This is a genomic window from Acidovorax sp. GW821-FHT11A03 (assembly GCF_058809075.1).
In genome coordinates this window covers 232954-248022 of record NZ_JBXASG010000009.1, presented here as the reverse complement: position 1 = coordinate 248022, position 15069 = coordinate 232954, and the positions used below count along the sequence as shown (strand labels likewise).

Here is a 15069-nt window from a genome sequence, read left to right as displayed (position 1 = left end):
TCCCACAATCGGCCATCGACCCACCCCCCGGCCCTGTTGGAGACCCCCATGCACATCACCCATCTGCGCAATGCCACCGTCCTGCTGGAGTTCTCATCGGAAGGCCGCCCCGTGGGCCTGCTGGTGGACCCGATGCTCGCCCCGCGCGGCGCCCTGCCTGCGCTGCGCTACCTGGGCCAGGGGCGCGAGCGCAATCCCATCGTCGACCTGCCGCCGGGCACGGACGCGGCGCTGGAGCGCGTGACGCACGCCCTCATCACGCACTGCCAGCGCGGCCACTTCGACCACCTGGACCGCGCGGGCAAGCGTTTTCTGCGCGAGCGGCAGATTCCGGTGGTCTGCATGCCGCGCGATGCGGGCTACCTGGCGCAACGGGGCCTGGCGGCGTGGCCGCTGTCCGGCGCGCAGCGCCAGCCGTTCGCGCTGGGCGGCCATGTCACGCCGATCGCCTGCGTGCACGGCCGGGGCTGGATCGGCCGGTTCATGGAGCACGGCCATGGCTACCTGCTGGAGCTGCCGGGCGAACCCCGCGTGTACCTGGCGGGCGACACGCTGCTGACCCCCGCCGTGCGCGACTGCCTGGCGCGACTGAAGCCGGATGTGGCGGTGCTGCCCGCAGGGGGCGCGCGCTTCGACATCGGCGCGGAAATCCTCATGGACGCCGCCGACATGGCCGAGGCCGCCGCGCTGACGCCCGGCACCCTGGTGGTCAACCACCTGCAGGCCCTGGACCACTGCCCCACCACCCGCGCGGCAGTGCGTGCGCTGGCCGAGCAGGGCGGCTGGGCGCACCGCCTGTGGGTGCCCGAGGACGGCGAGGCGCGGCGGTTCCGGCGCACGGCTGGCGGCAAAAATGCTATTGAAATAATAGCTAATTGCGCATGATGGTCAGGCGCTGGAGCCCTTCTTGAGGGTGCAGTCGCCGGGGGCCGTGCGCACCCCCGTGCTCTCCCGCATCAGCGCCACGAAGCGCGCCGCGCCCAGGCCCAGCGGGCGCTCCTTGGACCACACCACGTCCACCCACAGCGCGGTGCCGTTGCTCAGGTTCTCGAAGGGCATTTCCACCAGGCGGCCGGCCTCGATGCGTGGCTGCACCAGCGCGCGGGGCTGCCAGCCCCAGCCCAGGCCCGCTTCGATCAGCCCCAGCGCGGCCAGGTGGTTGTCGGTGCGCCAGTGGTGCCGGGCAAACACAAAGCGGGGATCGGTCTGCGCCAGGTCGCGGCTGGCCACGACGATCTGGCGCGTGGTGGTCAGGTGCTCCTCGCGCAGCATGGCGCGCCCGGGGTCTTCGCCCCGCGCCTTCGCCGACGCCCGTGCGCCCTCCAGCACCGGATGCTCGGGGGCGATCACGGCGACCAGCGTCTCGGTGCCCACCTCCTGGAAACCCTCGCGCCCGTCGATGCTGGGGCGCTCGAACACCAGCGCCAGCTGGGCGCGGCCGCCGTGCAGCAGCTCCAGCGCATCCACCTGCGGCGCGGCCAGCACCTCGACCTGGAGCAGCGGGTACTCCTGCGCCAGCGCGGCCAGGGGCCCGGTCCAGCGCGCCGCGAGCAGCTCGGGGGCGATGGCCAGCGTCAGCCGCTCCTCCAGCCCCTGGGTCAGCGCGAGCGCCTGGGCGTTGAGCTGCTGCAGCTGGCCCGCGAGCAGCCGGGCCTGGGGCTCCAGCGCACGCGCCGCCGCGGTGGGCCGGGGCTCGCGCCCGCTGCGGTCGAAAAGCTGCACGTCCAGCTCGGCCTCCAGATGGGCCATCGTCATGCTCACCGCCGAGGGCACCCGCGAGAGCGCGCGTGCCGCCGCCGAGAACGAGCCGTGGTCCAGCGCGGCCAGAAAGACCTGCACGCTGTCGGAACTGAAGGCCATGGTGGTTCCTGATCTATCAATAAAACTGAAACAAGCTGACTTTATATGTCAGATTGTTGAATATAAAGTCCGGCCCATGGACAAGAAACCTACTCTTTTTGGTCTGCAGGGCCTCAAGCGCCGCCTGATCTATGTGACCTTGTACGAACTGATCGCCATCGTGGCGGCGACGGCGGGGCTGGCCCTGCTGACGGGTCAGGGCGCGGGCCATTCGAGCGTGGTGGCCGTAGCGGCCTCGGTGATTGCCATCCTCTGGAACATCATCTTCAACTGGGCCTTCGAGCGCTGGGAAGCACGCCAGCCCGTGCGCGGCCGCAGCGTGGCGCGGCGCGTGGCGCATGCCATCGGTTTCGAGGGCGGGCTGGTCTTCACGCTGGTGCCGCTGTTCGCGTGGTGGTTCGGCATCAGCCTGTGGCACGCGTTCGTGATGGACCTGGGGCTGATCGTGTTCTTCCTGTGCTACACCTTTGTCTTCAACTGGGTGTTCGACCATCTGTTCGGCCTGCCGGCCTCGGCCATGGAGCCCGTGGCTGCCTGAGGTTGCAAGGAATTTCGCTATTAAATTAATAGCTATTGGCGCTTGATGGATAAGCGCCAAAGGTCAATTTGACCTCAATTGACCTGATGGGTGCCTGCCTCGGATCAGCCGGTCGCCCTGGGCCCGTCGAAGGGCCGCTCGCAAGGAGCGCCCTGGCGTCGACAGGCTCCGCCCGGACGAATGGGGGCAGGCGTGGCCCGTCCGGAAAATCCGGACTCAGACCTGCAGCAACTGCCCCGCAATGGCCGCGGCGGCGGTGCGCGTTTCCACCCCCAGTTTTTCAAAAATGTGCTCCAGGTGCTTGTTCACCGTGCGCGGGCTCATGCCCAGGATGTCGGCGATGTCGCGGTTGGTCTTGCCCTTGCTCAGCCAGGACAGCACCTCGGTCTCGCGCGGGGTCAGCGCCACCTGCTGCAGGTGGCGCGGCGCGGCGGCCTCGGGCTGCGCGTGGCTGAGCAGCAGCATGGATTCGGCCAGGCCGCTGGCGCCCATGTGCCGGGCCAGCAGCTGCCGGCCATCGGCCAGGGGCAGGGTTTGCGCGCCCTCCCGGCGCGCCTGCACCAGCCAGGCGGCCGCGCGTTCGGCCGGTGCCTCTTCACGGGCGAAAGCCGTCTCCAGCCAGCGCGTGGCCTGCGGTGAGCGCCAGGCCACGCGGCCCTGGCCGTCGAGCACCACCACGCCGAGCCCGGCCACGTCCACCGCCTCGCGCGCCAGCCGCGTGGCCTGGGCGTTGCGCACATGCGTGGCCAGCCGGGCCAGCACCTCGGGGATGCGCAGGGGCTTGACCACGTAGTCCACGCCGCCGCTGGCAAAGCCCTGCAGGATCTGTTCGGTGTCCGACAAGCCCGTCATGAACACCACGGGCACATGCGACCAGGGCGGGGTGGCCTTGAGCTGGCGGCACAGCGCAAAGCCGTCCATGCCGGGCATCACCGCGTCCAGCAGCACGCCGTCGGGCACGGTGAGGTCAAAGCGCTGCAGGGCTTCTTCGGCATCGCGCGCGGCCAGCACGGCGTAGCCTTCGGCGGCCAGTGCATCGCACAGCATGCGCAGGGTGTCGAGCGCGTCGTCCACCACCAGGATCACGCGCTGGCTGATCTGCGGGGCGGCGTCGGGTTGGTCGTTCATGGGGTTCCCTCTTCGGGCTCGCGCAGGTGGCGTGCCAGGGTTTCGAAGTCAAAGCGGTCGGCGCTGGCCTGCAGCAGCGCCAGCGTGGCGGCGTGGCCCGGCAGGTCGCCGCGTGCGCGCCGCAGCCGCTCGCGCAGCGCGGCGGCCTGGCCGGAGCGTGCCAGGCGGGTGAGGTCTTCACGCAGCTCTTCGGGCAGGGTGGCCAGGGTGTCGTCCGGGTTGGCGGGGCCTGCGGCGGGATCCGGGCCGGGCGCCAGCGGGGTGTTGTCGCGCACCCATTCCAGCTGCAGCGCGTGCTCCAGCGCCTGCAGCAGTTCGGATTCGATCACGGGCTTGCCCACGAAGCCTTGGCACTGCTGGGCGGCCAGGCGCGTCGCTTCATGTTCAAACAGGTTGGCCGATACGAACACGACGGGCAGCTCGGCCGCGGGGCGCAGCGCGCGCAGCAGGGCAGCGGTCTGCCAGCCGTCCAGGTCGTCCATGGTGATATCGAGCAGCACCAGGTCGGGCGGTGTCTGGCGCACGATCTCCAGGCATTCGCGGCCGCTGGCGGCCTCGCGCACATCAAAGCCCAGGGGCACCAGCAGGCCGGCCAGCAGCTGGCGCTGCAGGGGCTGGTCGTCCACCACCAGCAGCGTGCGCCGGGGTGCCAGGTAGCCGATCACCGGGCGCAGCGTGGCGCGGCTGGGCGGGGTCCAGGCCGGGTCCACCGCAATGCCGGGCAGGTACAGCCGCACGGTGAAGGTGCTGCCCTGGCCCGGGGTGCTGGTCAGTGTGAGCTGGCCACCCATCAGCTCGGCAAGCAGGTGCGTGATGGTCAGCCCCAGGCCCGTGCCCGCCTCGCTGGCCCGGCGCCCCGCGCTGCCGCGTTCAAACGGCACAAAGATGCGCTCCAGGTCTTGCGGCTCGATGCCGATGCCGGTGTCGATCACTTCAATGCGCGAGACATGCTGGCGAAAGTCCATGCGCAGCCGCACTTCGCCGCGCTCGGTAAACCGCACCGCGTTGGACAGCAGGTTGATGAGGATCTGCCGCAGGCGCTTGGCGTCGGCCCGTATCCAGCCGGGCATGGTGCCCAGTGTCTCCACCACAAAGTGCAGGCCCTTGGCCTCGGCCTGCGGGCGCAGCATGGCTTCGATGTTCTCGATCAGGTCGGGCAGCGGCAGCGGGGCCATGTCCAGCCGCAGGCGCCCGGCCTCGATGCGCGCCAGCTCCAGCGACCCGTCAATGAGCGCGTGCATGTGCTGGCCGCTGTGCTGCATGGTGGACAGCGTCTCGCGCATCCAGCCTTCGGTGTGCGGGTTCTTGAGCAGGATCTGCGTGTAGCCCAGGATGCTGTTGAGGGGGGAACGCAGCTCGTGCGTCATGCCCGCCACGTAGCGTGTCTTGGCCTGGTTGGCCGACTCGGCCTGGTCCTTGGCGGCCTGCAGTTCGGCGTCGGTGCGCTTGTGGGCCTCGATCTCCTGCAGCAGCAGCTGCGTCTGCCGCTCTGATTCATCTTGCGCCATGCGCCGGCTGTCAGTGCTCAGCACCACCCACCACGCGCACACGGCCGCCAGCAGCGCCAGCAACGCAAACACCTTGAGGAATGGCATCCGCAGCACCTGCTCGGGCGCAGGGGTTTGCAGGCTCTCTTGCACATACACCACGCCCACCAGAAACGCCATCACCGCGCACAGCGACACCACGACCATCAGGTACTGTCCGAGGCGAAAGTTCACCTTGATGGCCCAGCGCTGCGGCAGCAGGGCCATCACCACGCCGCGCAACTGGTCGGCCGCGCGCGAGCCGGTCTTGCAACGGTCGTGGCAGCGCGACTCCAGCGAGCAGCACAGCGAACAAATGGGCGCGGCATAGGCCGGGCAGCGCGCCATGTCTTCGGACTCGAACTGGTTCTCGCACACGGCGCAGCGCACGATCTCGCCGGGGCGCCACTCGTTGCCCGGCGCGCGCGCCAGGTAGTAGCGGCCCTGCGTCAGCCAGGCCAGCAGCGGCGCCAGCGCCATCGACAGCACCAGCGCGATGAAGGGCGAAAACGCGGCCGCCTCTTCGCCCAGCAGCCCCGCATAGGCGCCGCAGGCCACCGTGGCCGCCAGCACCATGGCGCCCAGCCCCACGGGGTTGAAGTCGTACAGGTGCGCGCGCCGAAACTCGATGCCCTTGGGGGAGAGCCCGAGCGGCTTGTTGATGACGAGGTCGGCCACCAGCGCGCCCACCCAGGCGATGGCCACGTTGCTGTACACGGCCAGCACCTTCTCCAGCGCTCCAAACACCCCGAGCGTCATCAGCAGCGTGGCAATCAACACATTGAACACCAGCCACACCACACGCCCCGGGTGGCTGCGGGTGACGCGCGCGAAAAAGTTGGACCATGCCAGCGAGCCCGCGTACGCGTTGGTGAGGTTGATCTTGATCTGCGACACCACCACGAACACCACCGTCACCGCCACGGCCAGCCCTGGCAGGCCCAGCGCCTGCATGACCTGGTGAAAGCCTGCGAGGAACATCTGCGTGGGCTCGGCGGCGCGCTGGGCGCCCACCTCGAACTGCAGCGCGGCAAACGCCAGAAAGGCCCCGCCCGCCATCTTGAGCATGCCCATGACGATCCATCCGGGGCCTGCCACCAGCACCGCGCCCCACCAGCGCAGGCGGTTGGCGGGCGTGCGCTCGGGCAGAAAGCGCAGAAAGTCCACCTGCTCGCCAATCTGCACCACCAGCGAAAAGATCACCGCGGCCGCTGCACCAAACATGAGCGGATCGAACTGGCTGCTGCCGCTCTTGAGCCCCGAAAGCCCCGCAAAGTCGCGGTACAGCTGCGGCTGGGCCAGTGCAATCCACACAAAGGGCAGCAGCAGCAGGAACAGCCACAGCGGCTGCGTCCACGCCTGCAGGCGCGATATGAGGGTGATGCCGCGCATGGCCAGCGGCAGGACCACCAGCGACGACGCGATGTAGCACCACTCCAGCGGCCAGTCCACCACCATCTGCAGCGCCAGCGCCATGATGGCCGCCTCCAGCGCAAAGAAGATGAAGGTGAACACCGCGTAGATCAGCGACGTGATGGTGGAGCCCAGGTAGCCAAAGCCCGCACCGCGCGTGAGCAGGTCCATGTCCAGGCCGTAGCGCGCGGCGTAGTAGGCAATGGGCAGGCCCGTCAGAAAGATCAGGAGGCCCACGGTGAGGATCGCCCACATGGCGTTGCTGAAGCCGTAGTTCAGCGCAATCGCACCACCAATGGCCTCCAGCGCCAGGAACGACAGCGACCCAAATGCGGTGTTCGCCACGCGGAATTCGCTCCAGCGCCGAAAGCTCTTGGGCGTGTAGCGCAGCGCGTAGTCCTCCATGGTCTCGTCGGCCACCCACGCGTTGTATTCGCGCCGGAACCGGAAGATGGTCTGCGGCGCGCTCTGGGCGTTGGGTGGGAGCGGTGGGGCCATGCGCAGGCTTCAAGCAAGAAGCGTTCTAGGCGTGCACCGCGTTGGGGCGCTGCACGGGTGCGCGGGGCCATGCGCAGGGTGCGCACCGGGGTGCGTAGGCAGCCCTACGTTAATTGACGTATGGGCGCATGCAAGGGTTGTCCCTAACCTTCATTCCACAGCGCAAACAAACCGCTTTGGTCCCGTCCCTTCCTTCCTTCATTCATTCACACCGATCCCGCAAGGAGCGCCTTCATGAGCCACCCCTCCGACCCCCGCTTCAGTGACTCCGTCCAGGCCGAACCCGGCCGCCGTCGCATCCTGCAGGCGCTGGGCGCCGCGTCGGTAGCGGGCCTGCCCGCCTGGTCTTTTGGCCAGCCCACGGCGCAGGTCAACACCACCAAGCTGGCCATCACCGACACCGAAGTCACCGTGGGCCAGCTGCACTCGGCCACCGGCACCATGGCGATTTCCGAAACGGGCTCCATCCAGGCCGAGCAGCTGGCCATTGACCAGATCAACGCCATGGGCGGTGTGCTGGGCCGAAAGATCAAGGTCATCAAGGAAGACGGCGCCTCCGACTGGCCCACGTTTGCCGAGAAGTCCAAGAAGCTGCTCATCAACGACCGCTGCGCCGCCGTGTTTGGCTGCTGGACCAGTGCCTCGCGCAAGGCCGTGCTGCCGGTGTTCGAAAAGGAAAACGGCCTGCTCTACTACCCCACGTTCTATGAAGGCCTGGAGCAGTCCAAGAATGTGATCTACACCGGCCAGGAAGCCACGCAGCAGATCCTGTACAGCCTGGAATGGGCCAAGACCGAGAAGAAGGCCAAGAGCTTCTTCCTGATTGGCTCCGACTACATCTGGCCCCGCACCTCCATGAAGATTGCGCGCAAGCACATCGAGAACTTCCAGAAGGGCAAGGTCGTGGGCGAGGAGTACTACCCGCTGGGCAGCACCAACTTCGGCTCGCTCATGAACAAGATCAAGGTGCAAAAGCCCGACTGCCTGTTTGTGGCGGTGGTGGGTGGCTCCAACGTGGCGTTCTACAAGGCGCTCAAGGCCGCGGGCATCACGGGCGACAAGCAGCTGCTCGTCACGCTGTCGGTCACCGAGGACGAAATGACCGGGGTGGGCGGCGAGAACTTCGCGGGCTTCTATTCGTCGATGAAGTACTTCCAGTCGCTCGACAACGAGAACAACAAGAAGTTTGTGACCGCCTTCAAGGCCAAGTACGGCAAGGAGGCCGTGATTGGCGACGTGACCCAGGCGGGTTACCTGGGCCCCTGGCTGTGGAAGGCGGCGGTCGAAAAAGCCAAGAGCTTTGACGTGGACAAGGTGGTGGCCGCATCGCCCGGCATTGAACTGACCACCGCGCCGGAGGGCTATGTGAAGGTGGACGCCAACCACCACCTGTGGAGCAAGTCGCGCATCGCCATGGGAATGCCGGACGCGTCGTTCAAGGTGGTGTCCGAGTCGCCCGCGCTGATCAAGCCCGATCCATTTCCCAAAGGTTATCAATAAACACCCCCTGAGGCGCTTCGCGCCTTCCCCCTCTCTCGCTGCGCGGGAGGGGGACGACACCCTCGGTGCGGGGCGGCCCTTCCTCGGTGTCCCTCGCAAGAGGCCGCCCCATGGCACCGCTGTTCGTTTTCCAACGCTGCCCACGCAGGAGCTGCAACATGACCTTTTCCGAAATGATGAACATCGGCCTCATGCAGGGCTTTGCGGGCCTGAGCCTTTTTGCCGTGCTGCTGCTCATGGGGCTGGGCCTGGCCATCATCTTTGGGCAGATGGGCGTGATCAACATGGCCCATGGCGAGTTCATGACCATTGGCGCCTACACCATCTACCTGGGCTCCACCCTGGCGGCCAACCATGCGCCGCAGATGATTCCGTATTACTTTCCGCTGGCGATCGTGGCGGCGTTCGGATTTGCGTTTGCGGCGGGCTGGCTGGTGGAATGGGGGCTGATCCGCCACCTGTACAAGCGCCCGCTCGACACGCTGCTGGCCACCTGGGGCATCAGCCTGGCCCTGCAGCAATCGTTTCGCACCTTCATCGGCCCCAAGGAGGTCAGCCCGACCTTGCCCGACTGGCTGCTGGGCTCCTGGGCGCCCGCCGAGGGGCTGGACATCCCGATCAATGGCCTGTTCGTGCTGGCGCTGACGGCGGTGGTCACGGGCGGCGTGCTGCTGGCCCTGCACCGAAGCCGCTGGGGCCTGCGGGTGCGCGCCACGGTGAGCAACCGCGTCATGGCCAACGCCATTGGCATCGACACCCAGAAGACCGACCGCCTCACGTTCGCCATCGGCTGCGGCATTGCCGGCGTGGCGGGCGCAGCGTTCACCACCATCGGCTCCACCGGCCCCACATCGGGCTCGCTCTACATCGTGGACGCCTTCCTGGTGGTGACGTTTGGCGGCGCCGCCAGCCTGCTGGGCACCGTGGTGTCGGCCTTCGGCATTGCGCAGACGCAGTCCATCACCGAGTTCTTCATGGCGGGCTCCATGGCCAAGATGATCACGCTGTCGCTGATCGTGCTGATCCTGATGGTGCGGCCGCAGGGTTTGTTCGCCTCCAAAGTTCGCCGATGAAATTCGCTCAACTGTCCATTTCCTTCGAGCCCACCGGAGTCTCCGCATGAACGCCCTCAAAGCCTGGATCCTGCGCTACCAGCTCGCCAGCCTGGTACTGCTCACCGTGCTGCTGGCCGTGGTGCTGCCGCTGGCACTCGACATCTTTCGGCTGAACCTGGTGGGCAAGTACCTCACCTATGCGTTCGTCGCCATCGGCCTCGTGATGGTGTGGGGCTACGGCGGCGTGCTCAGCCTGGGGCAGGGCGTGTTCTTTGGCCTGGGGGGCTATGCCATGGCCATGTTCCTCAAGCTCGAAGCGTCGGACCCCATCAGCACCAAGATCCAGTCCACGCCCGGCATCCCGGACTTCATGGACTGGAACCAGATCACCGAGCTGCCCAGCTTCTGGATTCCCTTCAAGAGCCTGCCGTTTGCGCTGGCAGCGGTCATCGTGGTGCCCACGGTGCTGGCCTGGGTCATCAGCTTCGCGATGTTCAAGCGCCGCGTGGGCGGCGTGTACTTTGCCATCATCACGCAGGCCGTGGCGCTGATCCTGACCGTGCTCATCATCGGCCAGCAGGGCTACACCGGGGGCGTGAACGGCATGACGGACCTCAAGACCCTGTGGGGCTGGGACACGCGCACCGACAGCGCCAAGTACATCCTGTATTACGTGTGCGTGGCGCTGCTCATAGGCTCCATCGTCCTGTGCCGCTGGATACAGACCGGCAAGGTGGGCACGCTGCTGCTGGCCATGCGCGACAAGGAAGACCGCGTGCGCTTTTCGGGGTACGACGTGGCCAATTTCAAGGTCTTCACCTTCTGCCTGGCCGCCGCGCTGTCGGGCATCGGTGGGGCGATGTTCTCGTTGCAGGTGGGCTTCATGTCGCCCAGCTTCGTGGGCATCGTGCCGTCCATCGAGATGGTGATCTACGCCGCCGTGGGCGGGCGCATGAGCCTGGTGGGTGCCGTGTATGGCACCTTGCTGGTGAACGCGGGCAAGACGTATTTCTCGGAGAGCTTTCCCGAGTTGTGGCTGTTCCTCATGGCCGGGCTTTTCATCGGCGTGACCATGGCCTTCCCCATGGGCCTGGCGGGCCTGTGGGAGAGCCATGTGGTGCCCTGGTGGAAGGGCCGCCGCGAAGCGTTGCGCCAGGCGTCCGCCCAAGGCCGGGCACCCGCAGCCCGCCCACCCGCCGATGCTGGGCCAGCGGCGGCATCGTCGCCCGTACCGTCTGCCACGCTGCCTGACGGCGTGAGCCGCCAGGGCGTCTGAAACCACCGGAGCACCCCTCATGAGCAACACCGACTTCGCGCTGGCCATTGAAGACCTGACCGTGTCGTTCGACGGCTTCAAGGCCATCGACGACCTCACGCTGTACATCGACAAGAACGAGCTGCGCGTGATCATCGGTCCCAACGGAGCGGGCAAGACGACGCTGCTGGACCTGATCTGCGGCAAGACGCGCGCCACGGGGGGCAGCATCAAGTTCAAGAACGAAGAACTCACCCGCATGGCCGAGCACAAGCGCGTGCGGCTGGGCATCGGGCGCAAGTTCCAGACACCCTCCATCTACGAGAACCTGTCGGTCTTCCAGAACCTGGAGGTGTCCTACCCCGCGGGCCGCTCGGTGCTGGGCGCGCTGGCGTTCAAGTGCACCGACGAAGTCAAGGCGCGTGTGCAGGTGGTGGCCGAAGACATCGGCCTGGGCGACAAGCTCGACACCGAGGCGGGCCTGCTCAGCCACGGGCAAAAGCAGTGGCTGGAGATCGGCATGCTGCTGATGCAGGAGCCCGAGCTGCTGATGCTGGACGAGCCCATCGCCGGCATGAGCGCCCGCGAGCGTGAGCTGACGGCCGAGCTGCTGCAGCGCATCTGCAAGAACCGCGCGGTGATCGTCATTGAGCACGACATGGAGTTCGTCAAGCGCATTGCCCACAAAGTCACCGTGATGCACCAGGGAAAGATCCTGGCCGAAGGCCCCATGGAGAAGGTGCAGGCGGACCCCAAGGTCATCGACGTGTACCTCGGTCATTGACCTCGCCACCCGCCCACCGAACCCCCACAGGAGCGCAGCATGCTGGAAGTCAAGGATCTGTTTGTGGCCTACGGCCAGAGCGAGGCACTGCACGGCATCTCGTTCGAGGGCCGGGAGAACGAAACCGTGGCCATCATGGGCCGCAATGGCATGGGCAAAACCACGCTGTTCAAGAGCCTCATGGGCGTGATGCCCGTCAAGAGCGGCCAGATCACCGTGGCAGGCCAGGACGTGACCAAAGACGAGAGCTTTCGCCGCGTGGCCAAGGGCATCGCCTATGTGCCGCAAGGCCGCATGATCTTCCCGACCCTCACTGTGCAAGAGAACATCGAGACCGGGCTGGAAAACTCCAAGACGCGACAGATTCCCGAAGACATCTACGCGCTGTTCCCCGTGCTGTGGGACATGCGCCGCCGCAAGGGCGGCAACCTGTCGGGCGGGCAGCAGCAGCAGCTGGCCATTGCCCGCGCGCTGGTCACCGACCCCAAGGTGCTGCTGCTCGACGAGCCCACCGAGGGCATCCAGCCCTCGATCATCAAGGACATCGCCAAGGCGCTCAACGAGATCCGCAAGCTGCGCCAGATCACCATCGTGGTGAGCGAGCAGGTGCTGTCATTCGCCATGGACGTGGCCGACCGGCTGTTCGTCATCGAAGGCGGCCGTCTGGTGCATGAGACGGCACGCGCTGACACCGACCAGCAGCGCATCAAAGCCTATCTGTCTGTTTGACGAAGTTCGCAGCTGCGTCAGCGCAACGTCCTGCCTTCAACCCCTTTCATCACCCACCCCTTCCAAGGAGCACGCCATGGCTGAAACCCTGATCAAGGTCGATCTGAGCAAGTCGCCCACCGAGAACGAGAACATCCACAACCGCTGGCACCCCGACATCCCCATGGCCTGCTGGGTCAACCCTGGCGATGAGTTCGTGCTGGAGACGTTCGACTGGACCGGCGGTTTCATCAAGAACAATGACAGCGCCGACGACGTGCGCGACATCGACCTGACCACGGTGCACTACCTCAGCGGCCCCGTAGGCGTGAAGGGCGCCGAGCCGGGCGACCTGCTGGTGGTGGACCTGCTGGACATTGGCGCCAAGCAGGACAGCCTGTGGGGCTTCAACGGTTTCTTCAGCAAGAAAAATGGCGGCGGTTTTCTGACCGAGCACTTTCCCCAGGCGCAAAAGTCCATCTGGGACTTTCATGGGATGTTCACCAGCTCGCGCCATGTGCCGGGTGTGAAGTACGCCGGCCTCATCCACCCCGGCCTGATCGGCTGCCTGCCCGACCGCAAGATGCTGGAACAGTGGAACGCCCGTGAGCAGACCCTGATCGACTCGGACCCCACGGCCGGGCTGGCCAACCCACCCTCGGCGGGCACCGCGCACATGGGTCGCCTGACTGGAGAGGCCAAGGCCAAGGCGGCTGCCGAAGGCGCCCGCACGGTGCCCCCGCGCGAGCATGGGGGCAACTGCGACATCAAGGACTTGTCGCGCGGCGCCAAGGTGTTCTTCCCGGTGTATGTGGACGGTGCCGGGCTGTCGGTGGGCGACCTGCACTTCAGCCAGGGCGATGGCGAAATCACCTTCTGCGGCGCCATCGAGATGGCGGGCTGGGTGCACATGAAGGTCACGCTCATCAAGGGCGGCATGGCCAAGTACGGCATCAAGAACCCCATCTTCAAGCCCAGCCCCATCACGCCCACCTACAACGACTACCTGATCTTTGAAGGCATCAGCGTGGACGAAAGCGGCAAGCAGTACTACCTGGATGTGAACGTGGCCTACCGCCAGGCCTGCCTGAACGCCATCGAGTACCTCAAGAAGTTCGGCTACTCGGGCGCGCAGGCCTATTCCATTCTGGGCACGGCGCCCGTGCAGGGCCATATCAGCGGTGTGGTGGATGTGCCCAACGCCTGCGCCACGCTGTGGCTGCCCACGCAGATCTTTGACTTTGACATCAACCCCAGCGCCGCAGGGCCGGTCCAGCACCTGGATGGCTCGGTGGCCATGCCGCTGTCGCCCGATCTGGCCTGACCCACGGGGCGCCTTCGCCAGAAAGAACCCGCCATGCCCACCTACGACTACGCCTGTGCCCAGTGTGGCGGTTTTGATGCCTTCCGCCTGCTGGCCGACCGCAACGAACCCGCCGCCTGCCCGGACTGCGGCGCCGCATCGCCGCGCGTGTTTGCCACCGCACCGCGCCTGGCGCTCATGAGTGCGTCCGCACGCAGCGCCATCGCCACCAACGAGCGCGCGCGGCACGAGCCGCAGCGCTCGGGCGACTACGCCCGCCTCAAGCACCCCGCAGGCTGTGGTTGCTGTTCGTCGTCGCAAAGCCGCAAGGCCACGGTCACGGCGCCCAGCGGCGCCAAGGCGTTTCCGGGCAAACGGCCCTGGATGATTTCTCATTGATTGGGGATGCTTCACCATGATTCACGGCGATATCTCCAGCAGCAAGGACACCGTTGGCGTGGCGGTGGTCAACTACAAGATGCCACGCCTGCACAGCAAGGCCGAGGTGCTGGACAACGCGCGCAAGATCGCGGACATGCTGGTGGGCATGAAGACCGGCCTGCCCGGGATGGACCTGGTGATCTTCCCGGAGTACAGCACCCACGGCATCATGTACGACGCCCAGGAGATGATGGACACGGCGGCCACCATCCCCGGCGAGGAGACCGAGATCTTCGCCGCCGCCTGCCGCAAGGCCAAGGTGTGGGGCGTCTTCTCGCTCACCGGCGAGCGCCATGAGAAGCACCCGCACAAGGTGCCGTACAACACCTTGATCCTGATGAACGACCAGGGCGAGATCGTGCAGAAGTACCGCAAGATCATGCCCTGGACCCCCATCGAAGGCTGGTACCCGGGGGACACCACGTACGTGAGCGAAGGCCCCAAGGGCCTGAAGATCAGCCTCATCATCTGCGACGACGGCAACTACCCCGAGATCTGGCGCGACTGCGCCATGAAGGGCGCTGAGCTCATCGTGCGGTGCCAGGGCTACATGTACCCCGCCAAAGAGCAACAGATTCTGATGAGCAAGGCCATGGCCTTTGCCAACAACACCTACGTGGCCGTGGCCAATGCCGCCGGGTTCGACGGCGTGTACAGCTACTTTGGACACAGCGCGCTGATTGGCTTTGATGGCCGAACGCTCGGTGAATGCGGCGAGGAGGAATACGGGGTGCAGTACGCAGCGTTGTCAAAAAGCCTGATCCGCGACTTCCGCAGGAACGGGCAGTCAGAAAACCACCTCTTCAAGCTGCTGCACCGGGGCTACACCGGCATGATCAACTCCCGCGACGGGGACCAGGGCGTGGCCGCCTGCCCGTATGACTTCTACACCCGCTGGGTGAATGACCCCGAAGGCACCCGCAAGGCCGTGGAAGCCATCACGCGGCCCATGGTAGGCACCGAGGAATGCCCGATGGCGGGCATCCCCAACCCTGACAGCGCAGGCCGCAGCTGACGCCAACGGGGGGTGTGGCGCGGGTTCGCCCGTTCGATGCACTGC

13 protein-coding genes are annotated in these 15069 nt (G+C 66.5%); 10 read left to right on the top strand and 3 right to left on the bottom strand.

The genetic code is table 11. The features are described from left to right. Positions 1–48: 48 nt before the first annotated feature. Positions 49–885 carry an MBL fold metallo-hydrolase gene (locus tag AC1RVY_RS22440; RefSeq protein WP_218339197.1) on the top strand — a complete coding sequence of 279 codons (837 nt, stop codon included), beginning with the start codon at positions 49–51 and terminating at the stop codon, positions 883–885. Positions 886–888: 3 nt separating this feature from the next. Here the strand turns inward: AC1RVY_RS22440 and AC1RVY_RS22435 are convergent, their stop codons facing one another. Next, complete coding sequence (locus AC1RVY_RS22435; protein WP_218296548.1) at positions 889–1860, bottom strand: LysR family transcriptional regulator; 972 nt, start codon at positions 1858–1860, stop codon at positions 889–891. A 76-nt stretch (positions 1861–1936) separates the two neighbouring features. Here AC1RVY_RS22435 and AC1RVY_RS22430 point away from each other — a divergent pair, with 76 nt between their 5' ends. Beyond that, positions 1937–2398: a PACE efflux transporter gene (locus AC1RVY_RS22430; RefSeq protein ID WP_218296549.1), complete on the top strand. Its 462-nt coding sequence runs from the start codon at positions 1937–1939 to the stop codon at positions 2396–2398. A 216-nt stretch (positions 2399–2614) separates the two neighbouring features. Here AC1RVY_RS22430 and AC1RVY_RS22425 read toward each other — a convergent pair whose 3' ends face one another. Together AC1RVY_RS22425 and AC1RVY_RS22420 are read right to left on the bottom strand one after the other, a co-directional pair. Continuing rightward, positions 2615–3526 (bottom strand): response regulator transcription factor, encoded by a 912-nt coding sequence (locus tag AC1RVY_RS22425; RefSeq protein WP_218339195.1) that lies wholly within the window; start codon positions 3524–3526, stop codon positions 2615–2617. Beyond that, the gene (locus AC1RVY_RS22420) at positions 3523–6963 is read right to left on the bottom strand and encodes a hybrid sensor histidine kinase/response regulator (RefSeq protein ID WP_218296551.1); all 3441 of its coding nucleotides are present in this window, start codon (positions 6961–6963) and stop codon (positions 3523–3525) included. Before AC1RVY_RS22420 ends, AC1RVY_RS22425 begins: the two co-directional genes overlap by 4 nt. 234 nt (positions 6964–7197) lie before the next feature. Here AC1RVY_RS22420 and urtA point away from each other — a divergent pair, with 234 nt between their 5' ends. From urtA to AC1RVY_RS22380, 8 genes are all read left to right on the top strand, one after another. Next, a complete protein-coding gene (gene urtA / locus AC1RVY_RS22415; RefSeq protein ID WP_218296552.1) occupies positions 7198–8463 on the top strand; it encodes an urea ABC transporter substrate-binding protein in 1266 nt (421 codons plus the stop codon). A 158-nt stretch (positions 8464–8621) separates the two neighbouring features. Next, entirely contained in the window at positions 8622–9536 is a 915-nt protein-coding gene (gene urtB / locus AC1RVY_RS22410) for an urea ABC transporter permease subunit UrtB (protein WP_218296553.1), read from the top strand. A gap of 46 nt (positions 9537–9582) precedes the next feature. Next, entirely contained in the window at positions 9583–10794 is a 1212-nt protein-coding gene (gene urtC, locus AC1RVY_RS22405; protein ID WP_218339193.1) for an urea ABC transporter permease subunit UrtC, read from the top strand. 19 nt (positions 10795–10813) lie between these two features. After that, positions 10814–11557 (top strand): urea ABC transporter ATP-binding protein UrtD, encoded by a 744-nt coding sequence (gene urtD, locus AC1RVY_RS22400; protein ID WP_121507918.1) that lies wholly within the window; start codon positions 10814–10816, stop codon positions 11555–11557. A 39-nt stretch (positions 11558–11596) separates the two neighbouring features. Then, positions 11597–12286, top strand: a complete 690-nt coding sequence (gene urtE / locus AC1RVY_RS22395) for an urea ABC transporter ATP-binding subunit UrtE (RefSeq protein ID WP_492808234.1) — start codon at positions 11597–11599, stop codon at positions 12284–12286. 76 nt (positions 12287–12362) lie between these two features. Further along, on the top strand, positions 12363–13589 hold the full coding sequence (fmdA, locus tag AC1RVY_RS22390; protein ID WP_218339192.1) for a formamidase: 1227 nt from the start codon (positions 12363–12365) through the stop codon (positions 13587–13589). A 33-nt stretch (positions 13590–13622) separates the two neighbouring features. Continuing rightward, on the top strand, positions 13623–13967 hold the full coding sequence (locus AC1RVY_RS22385) for an FmdB family zinc ribbon protein (RefSeq protein ID WP_492808232.1): 345 nt from the start codon (positions 13623–13625) through the stop codon (positions 13965–13967). Positions 13968–13983: 16 nt separating this feature from the next. Beyond that, positions 13984–15024 (top strand): aliphatic amidase, encoded by a 1041-nt coding sequence (locus AC1RVY_RS22380; protein ID WP_492808230.1) that lies wholly within the window; start codon positions 13984–13986, stop codon positions 15022–15024. Positions 15025–15069 lie beyond the last annotated feature (45 nt).

What these genes read in the sequence shown, in the direction of transcription:
- AC1RVY_RS22380 (WP_492808230.1), top strand. Translation starts at nt 13,984, where the DNA reads ATGATTCACGGCGATATCTCCAGCAGCAAGGACACCGTTGGCGTGGCG.
- urtA (WP_218296552.1), top strand. Translation starts at nt 7,198, where the DNA reads ATGAGCCACCCCTCCGACCCCCGCTTCAGTGACTCCGTCCAGGCCGAA.
- urtC (WP_218339193.1), top strand. Translation starts at nt 9,583, where the DNA reads ATGAACGCCCTCAAAGCCTGGATCCTGCGCTACCAGCTCGCCAGCCTG.
- urtB (WP_218296553.1), top strand. Translation starts at nt 8,622, where the DNA reads ATGACCTTTTCCGAAATGATGAACATCGGCCTCATGCAGGGCTTTGCG.
- AC1RVY_RS22430 (WP_218296549.1), top strand. Translation starts at nt 1,937, where the DNA reads ATGGACAAGAAACCTACTCTTTTTGGTCTGCAGGGCCTCAAGCGCCGC.
- fmdA (WP_218339192.1), top strand. Translation starts at nt 12,363, where the DNA reads ATGGCTGAAACCCTGATCAAGGTCGATCTGAGCAAGTCGCCCACCGAG.
- AC1RVY_RS22385 (WP_492808232.1), top strand. Translation starts at nt 13,623, where the DNA reads ATGCCCACCTACGACTACGCCTGTGCCCAGTGTGGCGGTTTTGATGCC.
- urtE (WP_492808234.1), top strand. Translation starts at nt 11,597, where the DNA reads ATGCTGGAAGTCAAGGATCTGTTTGTGGCCTACGGCCAGAGCGAGGCA.
- AC1RVY_RS22420 (WP_218296551.1), bottom strand. Translation starts at nt 6,963, where the DNA reads ATGGCCCCACCGCTCCCACCCAACGCCCAGAGCGCGCCGCAGACCATC.
- AC1RVY_RS22435 (WP_218296548.1), bottom strand. Translation starts at nt 1,860, where the DNA reads ATGGCCTTCAGTTCCGACAGCGTGCAGGTCTTTCTGGCCGCGCTGGAC.
- urtD (WP_121507918.1), top strand. Translation starts at nt 10,814, where the DNA reads ATGAGCAACACCGACTTCGCGCTGGCCATTGAAGACCTGACCGTGTCG.
- AC1RVY_RS22440 (WP_218339197.1), top strand. Translation starts at nt 49, where the DNA reads ATGCACATCACCCATCTGCGCAATGCCACCGTCCTGCTGGAGTTCTCA.
- AC1RVY_RS22425 (WP_218339195.1), bottom strand. Translation starts at nt 3,526, where the DNA reads ATGAACGACCAACCCGACGCCGCCCCGCAGATCAGCCAGCGCGTGATC.